This is a genomic window from Bradyrhizobium sp. SZCCT0148 (genome assembly GCF_018129985.1).
GTDB lineage: Bacteria > Pseudomonadota > Alphaproteobacteria > Rhizobiales > Xanthobacteraceae > Bradyrhizobium > Bradyrhizobium japonicum_H.
Window position 1 is genome coordinate 273,941 of record NZ_JAFCKT010000005.1, and the last position, 15,359, is coordinate 289,299.

At 65.3% G+C, this 15,359-nt stretch carries 14 protein-coding genes; 9 read left to right on the forward strand and 5 right to left on the reverse strand.

Features of this window, described 5'->3' with window-relative positions:
* Positions 1–94 precede the first annotated feature (94 nt).
* Complete coding sequence (locus JQ580_RS18315; RefSeq protein ID WP_212281444.1) at positions 95–1,759, reverse strand: aminotransferase class III-fold pyridoxal phosphate-dependent enzyme; 1,665 nt, start codon at positions 1,757–1,759, stop codon at positions 95–97.
* A gap of 35 nt (positions 1,760–1,794) precedes the next feature.
* Here JQ580_RS18315 and asd point away from each other — a divergent pair, with 35 nt between their 5' ends.
* Together asd and JQ580_RS18325 are read left to right on the forward strand one after the other, a co-directional pair.
* Positions 1,795–2,658: an archaetidylserine decarboxylase gene (gene asd / locus JQ580_RS18320; RefSeq protein WP_212281445.1), complete on the forward strand. Its 864-nt coding sequence runs from the start codon at positions 1,795–1,797 to the stop codon at positions 2,656–2,658.
* 67 nt (positions 2,659–2,725) lie between these two features.
* Positions 2,726–3,295 carry an NUDIX hydrolase gene (locus JQ580_RS18325; protein WP_212281446.1) on the forward strand — a complete coding sequence of 190 codons (570 nt, stop codon included), beginning with the start codon at positions 2,726–2,728 and terminating at the stop codon, positions 3,293–3,295.
* Positions 3,296–3,403: 108 nt separating this feature from the next.
* On the opposite strand, the gene JQ580_RS18330 is transcribed toward JQ580_RS18325, so the two are convergent.
* Together JQ580_RS18330 and JQ580_RS18335 are read right to left on the reverse strand one after the other, a co-directional pair.
* Positions 3,404–4,846 (reverse strand): FecR family protein, encoded by a 1,443-nt coding sequence (locus JQ580_RS18330; protein WP_212281715.1) that lies wholly within the window; start codon positions 4,844–4,846, stop codon positions 3,404–3,406.
* 268 nt (positions 4,847–5,114) lie between these two features.
* Positions 5,115–5,900 carry a DUF2147 domain-containing protein gene (locus tag JQ580_RS18335; RefSeq protein WP_212281447.1) on the reverse strand — a complete coding sequence of 262 codons (786 nt, stop codon included), beginning with the start codon at positions 5,898–5,900 and terminating at the stop codon, positions 5,115–5,117.
* Between the two features lie 600 nt (positions 5,901–6,500).
* Here JQ580_RS18335 and JQ580_RS33845 point away from each other — a divergent pair.
* The 7 genes from JQ580_RS33845 (at position 6,501) to JQ580_RS18370 (ending at position 14,290) form a co-directional block, all read left to right on the forward strand.
* Positions 6,501–6,980, forward strand: a complete 480-nt coding sequence (locus tag JQ580_RS33845; RefSeq protein ID WP_249134249.1) for a DUF2147 domain-containing protein — start codon at positions 6,501–6,503, stop codon at positions 6,978–6,980.
* Between the two features lie 326 nt (positions 6,981–7,306).
* On the forward strand, positions 7,307–8,491 hold the full coding sequence (locus JQ580_RS18345) for an extensin-like domain-containing protein (RefSeq protein ID WP_212281449.1): 1,185 nt from the start codon (positions 7,307–7,309) through the stop codon (positions 8,489–8,491).
* Positions 8,492–8,906: 415 nt separating this feature from the next.
* Positions 8,907–10,205, forward strand: a complete 1,299-nt coding sequence (locus JQ580_RS18350; RefSeq protein ID WP_212281450.1) for a M20 family metallopeptidase — start codon at positions 8,907–8,909, stop codon at positions 10,203–10,205.
* Positions 10,202–11,041: an ABC transporter permease gene (locus tag JQ580_RS18355; protein ID WP_212281451.1), complete on the forward strand. Its 840-nt coding sequence runs from the start codon at positions 10,202–10,204 to the stop codon at positions 11,039–11,041. The genes JQ580_RS18350 and JQ580_RS18355 overlap by 4 nt, the downstream gene beginning before the upstream one ends.
* A 22-nt stretch (positions 11,042–11,063) precedes the next feature.
* Positions 11,064–12,071, forward strand: a complete 1,008-nt coding sequence (locus JQ580_RS18360) for a taurine ABC transporter substrate-binding protein (RefSeq protein ID WP_212281452.1) — start codon at positions 11,064–11,066, stop codon at positions 12,069–12,071.
* A 62-nt stretch (positions 12,072–12,133) separates the two neighbouring features.
* On the forward strand, positions 12,134–13,489 hold the full coding sequence (locus JQ580_RS18365) for an amidase family protein (RefSeq protein WP_212281453.1): 1,356 nt from the start codon (positions 12,134–12,136) through the stop codon (positions 13,487–13,489).
* A 69-nt stretch (positions 13,490–13,558) separates the two neighbouring features.
* Entirely contained in the window at positions 13,559–14,290 is a 732-nt protein-coding gene (locus tag JQ580_RS18370) for a Crp/Fnr family transcriptional regulator (RefSeq protein WP_249134250.1), read from the forward strand.
* On the opposite strand, the gene JQ580_RS18375 is transcribed toward JQ580_RS18370, so the two are convergent.
* The gene (locus tag JQ580_RS18375) at positions 14,287–14,643 is read right to left on the reverse strand and encodes a DUF6665 family protein (RefSeq protein ID WP_212281454.1); all 357 of its coding nucleotides are present in this window, start codon (positions 14,641–14,643) and stop codon (positions 14,287–14,289) included. The genes JQ580_RS18370 and JQ580_RS18375 overlap by 4 nt on opposite strands.
* Before the next feature lie 44 nt (positions 14,644–14,687).
* Positions 14,688–15,323 carry a TetR/AcrR family transcriptional regulator gene (locus JQ580_RS18380; RefSeq protein ID WP_212281455.1) on the reverse strand — a complete coding sequence of 212 codons (636 nt, stop codon included), beginning with the start codon at positions 15,321–15,323 and terminating at the stop codon, positions 14,688–14,690.
* Positions 15,324–15,359: the final 36 nt, after the last annotated feature.

Below are 15,359 nucleotides of genomic sequence, written 5' to 3' on the forward strand. Positions count from 1 at the left end.
GCTTGTCCCGGGCATCCACGTCTTGGGGCCGTCGTGTGGAAGCACGTGGATGGCCGGGACAAGCCCGGCCATGACGGCGTTGGCGAGGAAAGCTTCAGCGCCCGAGGCGCCTAGTCAGCATCTCTTTCAGGATCTGCCGCTTGATCTGCTTGTTGGTGAGCACGCCGTCGTGCCACCAGAAGCCGTCGGCCTTCATCTTTTGGGCGGCGCGGACGAAACGCTCGGCGACCTCGGTGAAATCGGCGTCGGTGTAGTTGAGGCTGAAGATCAGCCGTCCCGTGCCGACCCAGCTCAGCGCCAGGCCTTCGGCGCGCAGGTAATATTGCAGCATCCAGTTGTAGCGGGACGGCGTGGTGTATTTCACCGTCCAGATCGACGAGAAGTTTGCGAACCGCACCGGCAGGCCGGCGTCGGTCATCATCCGGTTGAGCCTCTCGGCGCGGCCGTTCCAGGTCTCCTCGAGCTCGTCATAGACGGCGCGGAAATTTGGGCTGGCGAGCCGGCTCAAAAACTCGTCCATCGCCGTCATGACGTAGGGGTGCGAGTTGAAGGTGCCGCGGGCAAAGCAGATGTCGGCCGGACGATCGTCGCGGAAGCGGCGCATCAAGTCCTTCTTGCCGCAGACGACGCCGACCGGCAGGCCGCCGGCGAGGCTCTTGCCGTAGGTCACCATGTCGGCCTTGACGCCGAAATATTCCTGGGCGCCGCCGGCGGCGAGACGGAAGCCGACGAAGACTTCGTCGAAGATCAGCACGATGCCGCGCTCGGTGCAGACGTCGCGCAGCCTCGCGAGCCATTCGGTGTAGGCCGCGCGATCGAAATTGCCCCCGCGGGACGAGTCCACCAGCGAGGAATCGCCGGGCGCGTTGCCGTTCGGATGCAGGCCTTGCAGCGGGTTGACGAGCACGCAGGCGATGTCGCGGCGGGTGCGCAGCACGTGCAGCGTCTTCTCCGACATCTCGGCGAGGGTGTAGGTCTCGTGCGCAGGGATAGGATTGCCGACGCCGGGCTGCACGTCGCCCCACCAGCCGTGATAGGCGCCGGCGAAACGAACCAGATGCGTGCGCTTGGTGTGGTAGCGCGCCAGCCGCACCGCCTGCATCACGGCTTCGGTGCCGGACATGTGGAAGGAGACTTCGTCGAGGCCGGAGATCCGGCAGAGCCGCTGCACGTTGTCGAGGATGACGGGATGATAGGGGCCGAGCACGGGACCCAGCGCATGCGCGCGCTTCTCGGCGCCCTCGATGCACTCCTTGTAGAAGTCGTTGCCGAAGATGTTGACGCCGTAGGACCCCGTCAGATCGTACGAGGTGTTGCCGTCGACATCGGTGACGGTGACGCCGCTCGAGGAGTCCATGAAGGTCGAAGTGCCCAGGTGCTCGCGGACCAGGCGCGAGAACTGGAACGGCACGCGATAGGTTTCGGTGAAGTGCAGGTCGGAAATCGTTTCCGCCGCTTCCTTCGTCATCGCGCGGCCCTTGGGGTAGCGCTCGGCGTAAAGCCTGGCGAGGCGGAAGAAGGCGTCCTTGCGCTGCGCCACCACGTCATCAGGCGCGCCGTCGCAGCCGAAATATCTGTCGCCTTCGAACTCGTAGAACGGCAGCAGCTTTGCCACCCGCCGCGACATCTTGGAGTGCCCGGCGAGCGAGCGGTGCTTGGCGCGGGACAGTTCGACCCGCGCCTTGATCTTCGGGAAGACGGCGGCAGCAGACGCTGCGGCGGCCACGGACATTGAGAGAATCGGGAGTGTCGTTTCCATGACAACAAGCGCTAATACTGCGAGCTGACAGATTCATGACAGTCAAAGCCCTCATCGCCTCTTTCACCCAGCAGGAAGACCTCAACTTCCTGTTGACCAACCGCATCCCCCGCGCGGCCCTGACCCGCTTCATGGGCTGGTTCTCCAAGGTCGAGAACCCGCTGGTGCGGGACGCCTCGATCGCGCTGTGGAAGCTGTTCTCCGACCTCGATCTGTCGGAGGCGCGGAAGGATCATTTCACGAGCCTGCACGATTGCTTCACCCGGGAGCTCAAGCCGGGCCTGCGTCCCTTTGATCCGGATCCGTCCGTCGTCGCCAGTCCGTCGGACGGCATCGTCGGGGCGCATGGCCGGATCGCCGACACCGAGCTGTTTCAGGTCAAGGGCGCGCCCTATTCGCTGCTCGACCTGCTCGGCGATTCGGCGCTGGTCGACCAGCACCGCAACGGCTCCTTCGTCACGCTGCGGCTGACCTCGAGCATGTATCACCGCTTCCATGCGCCGTTTGACGCGCATATCGAGCGGGTCACGCTGATCCATGGCGATGTCTGGAACGTCAACCCGATCGCGCTGAAGCGGGTCGAACGTCTGTTCTGCAAGAACGAGCGCGCGGTGATCCGGACGAATCTGTCGACCGGCGAAGCCGTGACGCTGGTGCCGGTCGCCGCGATCCTGGTTGCGAGCATCCGGCTGCACTTCCTCGACTTGGTGCTGAACGCGCAGTCCCGCGGCCCGGTCAATTTCCCCTGCGACGTCGATGTGACCAAGGGCGAGGAGCTCGGCTGGTTCGAGCACGGCTCGACCATCATCATCCTCGCGCCCGGCGATTTCACCTTCTGCGACGGGATTGCCGAGGGCACGCGCATTCGCGCCGGTCAAGCACTGTTGAGGAGAAGATAGCCTTCAATCCGCCGTCCCCGCAGCGTATATCCCCGGCGGGGACGACAGATCGACACGGATTTAAGTGATGGCGCGGGCGCCGGTCATGGCGGCGGGTGGTATTGTGCTGCGGCGTGGTGCGCCGCCGCTGATCGCGGTCGTGCGCCAGCGCAAACGCAACGAATGGGTTTTGCCCAAGGGCAAGCTCGACGACGGCGAGACACCAAAACAGGCGGCGCACCGCGAGGTGCTCGAGGAAACCGGGCATGAGGTTGCCATCCATGAATTCCTGGGCACGCTGGTCTACCAGTCCGGCGGGCGCTCCAAGGTCGTGCATTTCTGGCGCATGGAAGCTGCGGGCGGTCCAGTCCGCAAGCTGATGAACGACATCAAGGCGGTCGACTGGCTGACGCTCGACGACGCGCTTGCGCGCCTGTCGCGAGAATACGAGCGCGCCTTCCTGACCCAGATCGGCCCGATCGCGCTTGCGGCAGCGGGGCTGGCGTCGTCTCCCGCGCCCGAGCCGACGCCGACGCTCGCGGCCGACGATATCGATGCAACGCTGCAAACTTTGACGCCGGCCGAAGCCGCCTCCGTCGACGAGTTGCGGCATGGTCTGCTGCAGAAGGTGAAAGCCTGGCTGCGCGGCGAGGCGTGAGTTGTTTTCACGAGATTCTGCTTGCGGGTTTGGAGACATCCGCGAGTTGGTATGATCATTGGATCCCTAGCTCTCTCGCAAAGACGGAGGAGAGAGCGGAGCTCATTATCACCGCCGCTCCTTCTCCTTCGGTGGCGGCGTCGGCCTGCGCGGCGCGGCGGGGCGTGGTGCGGTGGGGAGGCGCTGCTGGAAGCCGCCCGGTCGCTGCACGCCCGGCTGTTGAGCCGCGGGCGGTTGGCCCGGCTGCATGCCGGTTCGCGGAGTTTGCGGCTGCGGTGTCGTAGCCGGCTGCGGCGGCAGGGTCCCGCGGGGTTGCACGTTAGGCTGGCCGGTGCGTGCCGGCTGTGTCTGCGGCGCGCCGCCGGGCGGCGTGCCTGGTCCGGTGCGCGGGATTCCGGCCGGTTGTCCTGCGCCTTGCTGCTGACCGCGTTGCCGTTGGCCCTGTTGTTGCTGACCCTGGCCTGCACGCGGTGTGCCCGGTTGCACGGCGCCGCCTTGTCCTTGCCGTTGCGGCGGCTGGGCGCCTTGCCGACCCGGCGTGCCAGGTTGCTGCTGGCCCGGACGGATGTTCTGATCGGGCTGGCCGTTCGGCCGCTGTGGCTGCTGGCCAGGTGCGGTCGCCGGCCGCAATTGCTGTTGTTGCGGCGGCTGCGCCGGCCGCGGAATGCGGCTGAGCGCGGTCGGATTGGCGCGGCGGAAGTCGCGCTGCTCGGTGACGATCTGGCGTCCGGTAGTCTGCGCCAGATGCACCTGGCCGACAAAGCCACGGTCGCGCGCGATCTGCTGGGCGGGAATCGTGATCGGCACCGCGGCGAAGCGCATGATTCCAGCAGCGGCCGCGCCGGGCCGGATCGCAAAGCCGCTCGCGCCTTGCGTCAGCGCGCCGAGCCGCGTGCCGCTGCTGCGGTCGTCGACGTCGATGTGGCCGACGCGGCCGTCGGCATCGGGATAGAGCTTGATGTTGACGTTGCGGGCATTGCTCGCCGCCGCGCCTTCGGGCACGTCGACGACGCCGGTGGTGCCGCGGATGCCGAGCGTCGCGGTTGGTGTCGTGATCTTCATGTCGCCGGTCTTCGCCACGGCAGCCGCGACGAAGGCGACCGTGCCCTTGCCGACGTCGAAGATCGCGGAGTTCTGCTTGCCGCCGTCCTCGTAGACGTAATTGTCGATGGTGATCTTCGAGCTGGCGGAGAGATTGAACGTGGTCGCGTCGTCGAAGGTAATGCCAAGCGAAGAGTTCGACGAGGTCTGCACCACGTCGTTGAGATAGATGTCGTCGCGCACGCGCAGCGGATAGGAATTCTTGTCGCGGATCACGGTCGCGATCCCCGTGACGGTTGCCACGTTGCCGATCGGCTCGACGGCGGCGGGTTGTGCGTCCGCGGCCGGCGCCGGCGAGGCGGAGGGCGTCGGGGAGGGGGCGGGTGCCGGCTGGGCTTGTGGCTGCGTCTGCGCGAGCTCGATTGTCTCGGATGCGCAAGCCACGCTGCTGCTTGCCACCGGCAAAGCCGGCAGCATGAGCGCAAACACGAAGCGGCGCCAGGCCAGCATTGATGTCACGAAGAAGTCCTGGTGAGAAACGAGAGGCGAGATCGGTCGATTTCAGCCGGGGAGACCTGAATGGCGGATGAACATTGTGTCGTACGGGAGCACGAACGGTGAAACGGTGCTGTCGTGGAGCCGGATATCTCCACATCGTCATGGCCGGGCTTGTCCCGGCCATCCACGCCTTGATGCGCGCTTCGAAGAACGTGGATGCCCGGGACAAGCCCGGGCATGACGAAGAGTGTGCGAGTATTGGGATGACGCGCTCGGCGTGTCAGCTCACGCGCTTCCAGGTCTGGCCGCCGCAGAACATGCCGCCGAAGGCGCAGCCTTGCACGCGCATCGCATTCGGGCCTTTCATCGCGATGGTCGAGTCGTAATTGCGGCCAGAGTCGGGATCGTGGATGCGGCCACTCCACTTCGAGCCTTCGGGCTTCATGTTGATCAGGATGCGCTGATTGGTCTTCTCGGCGTAGCCGCAGAGATTGGCGCCGCACTGCTCGACGCGAACGTTGCCCTTGTTCTCTTCGGTCGCCCAGACACCGATCGGCGTATTGGCGACGACCACCGGCGCGGCGGCGACCGGAGCCGGGGCGGGAGCAGCGGCGACGGGAGCGGGCGCGGCGACGGGGGCAGCAGCCGCAACGGGCGCGGGCTGCGTGTTGTCGAAGCCGGCCGACGGCGCGGCGGCAGCCGTTGTCGCCGGAGCGGCAGGAGCAACCGCGGGGGCGGTCGCCTGGACCGGCACCTGCTGCACGGGCTGCTGCTGCACAGGAGCCGGTGCGGGCTGCGCGGTCGTAGTCGCCGGAGCCGGCGTGTTGTCGATGTCATCATCCTTGGAGCCGCCCAGGCCCTTGAGGTTCATGTTGTTCAGCTTGATCGGCTTGTCCGACAGGCCCGGTGCAACGATGGTCACGCAGTTGAGCGAGGCGCAGTTGCGCGGCGTTTCGATGCGGATGTGCTGGCCCTCGATCTGGAAAGAGATCGTATTGCCGCCGGCGTGGGCAGCGGCGGTCGATGCCAGAAAGAGCACGGTGGCGGCGATGGTGAGCTTGTTCATGACAACCTCCGAAAATGGCGCGATCCCGATATGGACTGGTGTCGCCGGTGGATGAAAACGTGGTTCGACCCTACGCCCGGCTGGTCGCGCCTTCCGTGATAGACATCACAAGGGGCCGCCGTCGCTGGGTGAGGCAGCGCACATTCCGCCAGAGGGCATCCCGCGTAATCTCGTCTCGACACAGAGGGGAGGGCTCCGATGACACGGCTTTTGATTTCGCTTGGCACGGCGATCGCCTTGATGGCGAGTGCTCCGGCGGCCCAGGCCGGCTCCCACTCCTTTTCCATCGGCGGCCACCGGTTCCGTGTCGATCCACCACGCAATTGCCGGTCCAGTTTCTGTGTTTCGATTTCCGGCCGCAGCCTGCGGACGACGGATGATGTCGGCACGGCCCCGGTCCCGCCGCCCGCTCCGGTCCTGCAGACGCCGCAACCGATCGCTCCCGTCAGGCCACCGCAAGTGACTGTCGCCGCTCCTCCAGCGTCGCCGCCGGCGCCCGTCCTTGCCGCCACGACTTCCCAGCCCGTTTTGCCTCCGCCGGCGCCGAAAGCCGAGGCGTCAAGGATTGAACCGCCGAGCCCCAATCCGCCGCGGGTTGACATGCAGCGCGTCGATACGTCGAAGATTGTAACGCTCGATCCGCCGCGGATGGAGCCGCCTGTCGCTGCTCCGAAGTCCGAGATCAAGCAGGGCACGACCATCGCACAGCGCAGCGACGAGGAGCCGGCTTATTCGCCGCTGGGCGAATGGGAGAGCACCGGTGCCAAGGGCACCGTTCGCATCGAACGCTGTGGACCTGCGCTTTGCGGTTTTGCGCTCACCGAAGCCTCCGACCGGGGTGAGAGCGTGCTCATCAACATGAAGCCCAAGACGCACGACGTCTGGACCGGCAGCATCTATAGCCGCTCCAGCGGCAGCACCTATTACGGCAGGATGACGTTGACGTCTTTCGGCAAGCTCCGTGTCGAAGCCTGTGCGATCGGCCGCTTCTGGTGTTCCGGCAACGACTGGACGCGGGTCGAGGAGCCGCGGGAGCAGTTGGTCACGACCTCGCGCCAAGGGAGTGGAGCGCGGTCGTAGCTCCGCGCAGTCCGTGGCGGGATCTGGTCGATCGTCGTTGCTAGATCATGCCGAGCACGATAGCGCCGACGAAGGCCATGGCGAGATACGCAGTGGCAACGCTTAGTCTCCCGGCGAACGTCATGACGTTGCTCCTGGGGTCTCCCCGCCACGCACGCCGTTTTGCGCGCAAGTATCATGGTTAACAGAGAGTCTCTGTCCGAAAAAGTCAGCCCTGCTGTCGCTCGGGTAACGGCCGGTTCGGGCGCTCGCGAGCCCGTATGGTTAAAGAACCCTGAAATCAACGTGTTGAAGAGTCTTTAAGTAAATTCACCCAACGTGCGTGCATGACGCGCGGAGTTCGTTTGTATCTCGTCGGCTCCATCGTCCTTGTTTCGCTAGCGGGTTGTGGACGCGGCTTCTTCCAGGCCGAACGCGAACCGTGGCGGGCCGAGGCTGAAGCTGCTTGCCTGAAATCGGGCGCGGTGAAAGAAGGGCCGGACCTCGTCCGCATCGACCCGATCTCCGGGCCGGGCATGTGCGGCGCCGAGTTTCCGCTCAAGGTCGCCGCCATCGGCGAAGCCTCGAGCAGCTATGGCTTTGCCGACGAAGAACTGCGACCGCCGGGCAGCGTCGGCGGCCAGCCGCGCTGGCCGGTGACGCAGCCGCGATCGAATTATCCGGCATCGTCCTATCCGCAACGGTCGAACTATCCTGAGACCGCAGTGCGGCAGCCCGCCGGCTATGGCGCGTCGTCGGGGCCGGTGTCGCTGAACGCGCCGGGCGTGGCGGCGCAGGAGGACGAGATCGACCTGCCGCCCGATGGCACCGATGCCGCGGGCGCGGCGCGCTACATGAATTCGCCGAGCTATCCGGCGCGACCGGCACCTTACTCTCAGGCGCCCGCCCAGCCGCCGCCGCGCCTTGGGCCCGCGCAGGGCAATCCCGTCACGGCCGTCGGTCCGGTCGCGATCAAGCCGACCGCGACGCTCGCCTGTCCCATCGTGTCCGAGCTCGACCGCTGGCTCGCCGACACGGTGCAGCCGTCGGCGATGCGCTGGTTCGGCGTCCGCGTGGCCGAGATCAAGCAGATCTCCGCCTATTCATGCCGCGGCATGAACGGCAATCCGCATTCACACATCTCCGAGCACGCCTTCGGCAACGCGCTCGACATTGCCGCCTTCGTGCTCGCCGATGGTCGTCGCGTCACCGTGAAGGACGGCTGGCGCGGCATGCCGGAGGAGCAGGGATTCCTGCGCGACGTGCAGTCTGGCGCCTGCGCGCATTTCACCACCGTGCTCGCACCGGGGTCGAACGTCTATCACTACGACCACATCCACGTCGATCTGATGCGCCGCGCCAGCCGCCGCCTGATCTGCCAGCCCGCCGCCGTTTCCGGTGAAGAGGTCGCCTCGCGCGCGCAGTCGCGTCGCCCCTATGCCAATGCGCACGAAACGACAGTCACCGGCTCGGTCGGTGCGCGCAAGAGCGCGACGCGCAAGCGCGAGGAAGACGACTACGCCGACGATTAGGCGGCATGCTTGCCGGTAGCCCGGATGAGCGAATCGATGTTTGGGGCAGTGTCCTCCACACGCCTCGCTCAGCGGGCCGCGATCGCATCACCTGACGTCCACCGTCAGCCGCCTGCCTCATCCGCATATGCAAATCGATCTCGCCGTCCGGTGCCGCAATAGGGCCTTGGCCGGGGCGGCCGTGCGCGGACCGAGCAAACTGCCGGCTGAGGCCCGGCTGCCCATCCGGCGCTGCCTCTTCGGCAAACCGCATCTGCCGCGCAAATATTTGCATGGTCCGCATTTTCCTCCAAGCCGTTGAATTGTAATCGCGAATCGCGCCGTCGTGGCGATGCTCGGCGGTTGGCACGGTCGCTGCAATGAAGGGTCTGAAACGAAACAGCGCAGCCGGCGCTGTGAGCCAGCGGAACCCGTCATGCAGATGTCTGTCACCTTGCCTTACTCCGATCTCGAGCAGCGCGTGCTGTCGCGCATCACGGAGGAGCGGTGGCTCGACCTCGCAGCCGAACTGATCCGCACCGGCCAGCCGCGTTCCGGAAATCCGCTCGATCCCGACCTGCCGCCGGCTGAGGAGGAGGCGATCTCGATGTTGGTCGCTGGCAAGCTTGAAGCCCTCGGCATGGAGGTGACCAAGCACAGTGCGCAGCCGCACCGGCCGAATGTGCTCGGCGTCTTGAAGGGGCGGGAGGGCGCGCCGTCGCTGATCCTCAACGATCATCTCGACACCTATCCGGCGGTCGAGCCCGAGAAATGGCACATGACGGATTTCGATCCGTTCAAGGCGACGCGGCATGGCGACCTGCTTTACGCGCGCGGCACGTCGGATACGCGAGGCAACCTTGCCGCATCGCTGCTCGCCGTGCAGGCCCTGATCGAAGAGGGCGTCAAGTTCGATGGCACCTTGATGTGCTGCTACACCGTCGACGAGGAGCGCAACGGCACCGAGGGCTCGATCTACATGCTCGACAAGGTCGGCCTCACCGCCGACTACGAGATCACGGCCGAGCCTACCGCCTGGGGCGACGCTGCCGGGGAATGGGGCATGAACCTTTCGGTGGCCAATTCCGGCCATTGCCTGATCGAAGTCACGGTCGAGGGGATCAAGTCGCATATCTGGCGGCCCGACATCAGCGTCAACGCCATCATGGAGGCGGCGAAGCTGCTGCCACAGCTGAAAGAGATGGCGTTCACGCATGTGCCCAGCAAGTTCATGGGACACACGCCGCCCTGCTGCTCGGTGGTGCGCATCCGCGGCGGCCTGCCGGGCGAGATGCAGTTCTCGCCCGATGCCTGCACGATCACGCTCGCGGTGGTCGGAATCGTGCCGGGCATGACGCTTGGAAGCGTGATTTCCGACATCGAGCGTCTCGGACAGCTGACGTTTGCGGGCGTCAACGACGTCAAGCTCGGGGTGCGCCAGGTGCCCGGCTCGCTGTTCGTCAACGCGACCGAGCCGGTGCCGGTCGAGGAAGAGCCTTGCCGCTCCTTGCGCGCCGTCTACAAGCGCCTGATGGGCCGCGAGCCCGGCGTCAATCGCAAGAATGCTTTCAACGACACCATACGATTCCGGGAAGCCGGCATCAACGCGGTGACATTCGGTCCGGGCGAGGACGGCTGGGCGGTCGACAACGAGAACATCTCGATCACCAAGTCGGTGATGGCGACGCGGATCTATGCACTGACCATCATGCAGCTCCTGGGCGTGCGCACATGAGCGTCGAGGCAACCCCCATGGCAATCCCGATGTCGGCCGATCGCACGCAGCGGCGCAGTTGGCGGCCGCCGACAATTTCGCGATCGATGCTGCTGTCGACGCTCACCGTCGCCGTGCTGCTGGCCGCATGGGCCATCGTCACGGAGATGGGCTGGGCCAACGAGCTGTTTCTGCCGAAGCCGCAGGCGGTGTGGGCCGCGTTCGTCAAGACCATGACGAAGGGCTACCAGGGCGCCACGCTGCTTCAGCACCTCGGCGCCAGCCTCTACCGTATCCTCGTGGCTTTCGCGCTGGCCTGTCTCATCGGCATTCCGCTCGGCGTCGTCATGGGCGTTTCGAAGAATGCACGTGCGCTGCTCAATCCGCTGATCGAGTTCTATCGCCCGTTGCCGCCGCTCGGACTCTACACGCTGCTTGTGATGTGGCTCGGCATTGGCGAGAGCTCGAAACTGTCGCTGCTGTTTCTTGCGGGTTTGCCGGGTGTCGTGATCTCGACGATCCAGGCCGTCACCAGTGTCGATCCCGTCTACGTGCGCGCGGCCCAATCGCTCGGCGCAAACAGGCGCCATCTGCTCTTTCACGTCTACCTGCCTGCGGCGGGACCACTGATTCTCGCCGGGATGCGGATTTCGCTCGGGTTTACCTACACGGTCCTCGTCGCGGCCGAGATCGTCGCGGCCTCCGCCGGCATCGGCTGGATGATCTGGGACGCCGCGAAATTCCTGCTGTCCGATGTCGTCATCATGGGCCTGATCGTGCTTGGCCTGACCGGCGTCGTGCTCGACCTGATGATGCGCAGCATCGCGAAACTCTTGATGCCCTGGTCCCGAACCTAATCCCGATCGAGGAGAGACCTCTATGATGAAGAAACTTGCCACGCTTGCACTCGCTGCCTTTGCGTTCACGGCGCCCGCTCGCGCCGAGGACAAGCCGGCCAAGGTGACCGTTGGCTATCTCAACCTGGTGAACGCGCAGCTCGTGACCAAACATCTCGGCCTGCTCGCCAAGGAAATGCCAGGTGTCGACATCAAGTACGTCAAGGTCGGCGGCGGCGGCGACATGCTGCGGGCGATCGCCGGCAACGACGTCGATTTCGGCGGCCTCGGCAATCCCCCGACGGCGATCGGCGCGACCCGGGCGCTGCCGATCAAGGGCATTCTGGTGATCAATCTGCTCGACTATGTCGAGTCGTTGGTGGTGCGCACCGACAAGAACATCTCCTCGCTCAAGGACCTCAAAGGCAAGACGGTTGCCGCGCCGTTCGGCTCGACGACACATTACTTGCTCTTGCAGGCATTGAAGGACGAGGGTGTCGATCCCGCCTCGATGAAGATCATCGATCTCGCGCCGTCGGACATCGCGGCCGCCTGGCTTCGCGGCGACATCGATGCCGCCTGGTTCTGGGAGCCGAACCTCGACAAGGCCGTCAAGAACGGCGGCAAGATCCTCATCACTTCGGGCGAGATGACCAAGCGCGGCTATCCGACCTGGGACATCGGCGTGGTCATGAACGCCTTCGCGGAGAAATATCCGTCCTATGTCGAGAAGTTCATCAAGGCCGAATGCGAGGGAATCGATTTCTGGCTGAAGAACCCGGAGAAGACCGCCGAGATCATCGCCGAGGAGCTGTCGCTGCCGCTTCCCGATGCGACGCGGATGATGAAGGGCACCGGCATGGTCCCCTGCAACAAGCAGCTCACCGAGGAGTATCTCGGCACGACCGCGAAGAAGGGCAAGTTCGTCGACACGCTGGTTTCCACTGCCGACTTTCTGGCGAAGCAGGAGCGTCTTCCGAAGTTGCTGCCGCGCGCCGACTTCGAAGCCTTCATCCAGCCGGCCTATCTCGAGAAGGTGGTCGGCCGCTGAGAGGTCGGCTGCCGGCGGGGCTTGTCCCGCCGGCACGTTCTGTTCATGAGCACGTAACCGATATGGATATTTCGCCTCGTCATCTCCGCGCAGACTATCGCCGCGGTGCGCTCAAGCCGTCCGACGTCGCCGCGCATGTGCTGTCGCGCCTGGCCGATGCCGACCAGAGCGGCGTCTGGATATCGACGGCAGAACCGGAGAGCGTCATGGCCACTGCGCGCGCGCTCGATGCGCGCCTTGGCGAGATGGACAGGCTGCCGCTCTATGGACTCGTGTTTTCGGTCAAGGATTGCATCGATGTCGCCGGCGAGCAAACCACGTCCGCCTGCCCGGAATTCGCGTATGTGGCGAAAGAGACGAGTCCGGTGGTGGCTGACGCCATCGCGGCTGGTGCGATCTATGTCGGCAAGACCAACATGGACCAGTTTGCGACCGGGCTCGTCGGTGTCCGTTCGCCTTATGGCGTTGCACGCAATCCCCACAATCCGGACTACATTCCTGGCGGCTCCAGCTCGGGTGCGGCGGTGTCGGTCGCAACCGGCACGTCGTCCTTCGCGTTCGGCACCGACACCGGCGGGTCGGGCAGGGTGCCTGCGTCCTATTGTGGCGTAACCGGTTTCAAGCCGTCGCCGGGGGCGTTCAGCCAACGCGGCATGGTCTATGCGTGCCGGAGCTTCGACACCATCTCGCTCTACACACGCGAGCCTGGCGACGGCTACAACGTCTATCGTGTGCTTGCACGGCGCGATCCCGCGGATTCCTTTTCACCTGCGGAATTTCCCGGCTGGGCGGAGCAGACGCCTCCGTCCAGGCCGTTCAAACTCGCAACGCCACGATCCGACCAGCTCAAATTCTTCGGCAATGCGGAGACCGAAAAGCTGTTCGGCGACGCGCTGCGCAGGCTGCGACGGCTCGATCTGCCCGTTGATCCGGTCGATTTCTCCCCGTTCAGCTCGATCAACGATCTGATGTTCTTCGGCCCGTTTCTCGCCGAGCGGGATGTCTCGGTTGGCGCGTTTCTCGACGCCCATCCCGATGCCGGCGTCAAGATCGTACGCGATCTCGTGCTCGGCAGCCGGAAATTCTCCGCGGCTGACGCCTATCGCGCGTTCTACGCCGTCAAGGACGCCCAGCGTGGCCTCCGCGATTTCTGGACCGTGCACGATGCGCTGGTGGTGCCGACTGTCGGCACCGTGCTGAGCATAGCCGACGTCACGCGTGATCCGCTGACTGCCAACTTCAACAACGGCTACTACACCAACTATGCCAATCCGCTCGGCCTCGCTGCGATCGCAGTCCCGAACGGGATCACCGCGGCCGATGTTCCCTACGGCGTGACGTTCCTGGCACCGGCCGGTCGGGAGCGTTTGCTCGCAGACCTCGCCTGCACGTTCATGGAGGCAGCGCCCGAGCCATGAGCACTTGCGCCGCGTTGCAATCCGATCCGGGACCTCCTAGCCTTCGAGCCGTCACTCGAGGGGAGACCGATGGTGGAGCGCGGTCATGCGCATGAGGTGGCCGATCCAGGCGAGCCGTGCGCCGAGCTGCGAAAGGCCGGGGCTGGACGTTACGTGCTGAAGGCGTTGGATAAGCCCGATCTCGACCTGGTGATGCACACCGGCAGGCTGGCCACCTACCAGAACCGCGAATATCTCCTGCGGGAGGGCGAGCCGGCGAACGGCATCCATGTCATTCTCGCCGGCATCGTCGAAAGCACCCATGCCGGCACGCAGGGCCGGGAGCTGATGCTGGCGACCTGGGAGGGCGGCGACTTCGTCGGCGCCCCCTACATCCTGGGTGATCACCGTCATAGCTGGTCGGCGCGTGCGCTCGGCCGCGTCGAAGCGCTGCATCTCGACCAGAATGCGATCCGCCGGCTGATCGCGCAGTCCCCGTCCTTTGCGGTTGCGCTGATCGAGTGCCTCGGTTTCAAAGGCGAAACCTATTCGATGCTGGCGCAGACGCTGGCCGGGCAGAAGGCTGCGGAACGGCTGGTGCTGCTGCTGGTGAAACTGTGCGAGAACGCGGCACAGGATGAGAGCGGCCCGATCTCGCTCGGCCGTATCACGCAGGCCAACCTCGCGCGCATGATCGGCGCGACGCGGCAGTCGATCAGCCTGATCCTCAATCGCCTTCAGGATGACGGGATCATCTCGACCGGTCCAACCAAGATGGTGGTCAATGATCTCGCGGCGCTGAGGAGGCAGGCGATCGACTAGCGCGAACTCTCCTCTTTCATTTTCGATCCGGACATCGCCGGCGCCAGCCCCATGCACCGCTGCACTTCGCCCGGGACGTTGTAGGTGCGCATGATATGGCGGCTGTCGCGCAAGCCGGACGCCTCCCGCTGCACCACGAGCATCCAGAGCGCCTGGCCGGCCTCCATCACCAGCTTGCGCCTCGCCGTCTGCTTCGAGGTCGGCAGCTCCGAGAGCTCGTGGGCGGCATCGAACTCGCGCAGGCGCGTGAGTGCCTGTTCGAGTGCGTGGCCCATCCGTCCAAGCGCCGAGGCCTGCTCCTGAACGATTTCGTAGTGGAGGATATCGACGGGCGGGCGGAGGTCACGGGACATGGCCGCAAATATAGTGCGGCCCCGCCCGTCCGCGCAACGCGCAGCTACTTCGCCCGATATGCTGCCAGGAACATCCGCGTCGCGCTGTTGACCACCTCGGTCATTCGCTCCTCCGACGGCGCGGGCGCGGCCTGGAAGACGAACGGCAGGAAGAGGGACGCCTTGCACAGTTCCATGAACTGCGAGGCGGCAAGGTCGCAATCGTCGATCTCAAGATCGCCAGAGCCAACGCGGGCCTGCAGATAGGCGGAGAGACGGTTGATGCTTTTGTCGAGCACGCGCGCATAGTAGCGGCGACCGACATCCGGCATGCGTTCGGCGATCGCCATCACGGTGCGGATCGCCGATCCGCCGCCGGGCCGGCAGAGCAGATGGATGTAGGCGAGGCCGAACTCCTTCAGCGTGGTCTCGGCATCGCGCGCGGGATCGAAATTGAACACGACCTGGCCGTGCTGGAGCGCTTCCTGCTCGAGGATGGCTTCGAACAGCGCGCATTTGTCGGCGAAGTAGACGTAGAGCGTGCCCTTGGAGACCTGCGCCGCGCGCGCGATCTCGCCCATGCTGGCGCCGTCGAAACCGAGATCCATGAATACCTTGCGGGCGCCGTCCAGGATCTGGCGACGCTTGGAGCCGTCCTCCTCCTGGATGACGTGGAGATGATCGCGGTCGGCTACAACCATTGGTTCAGGGTCTCGGAAGGTTTCGGGGTCGGTTCG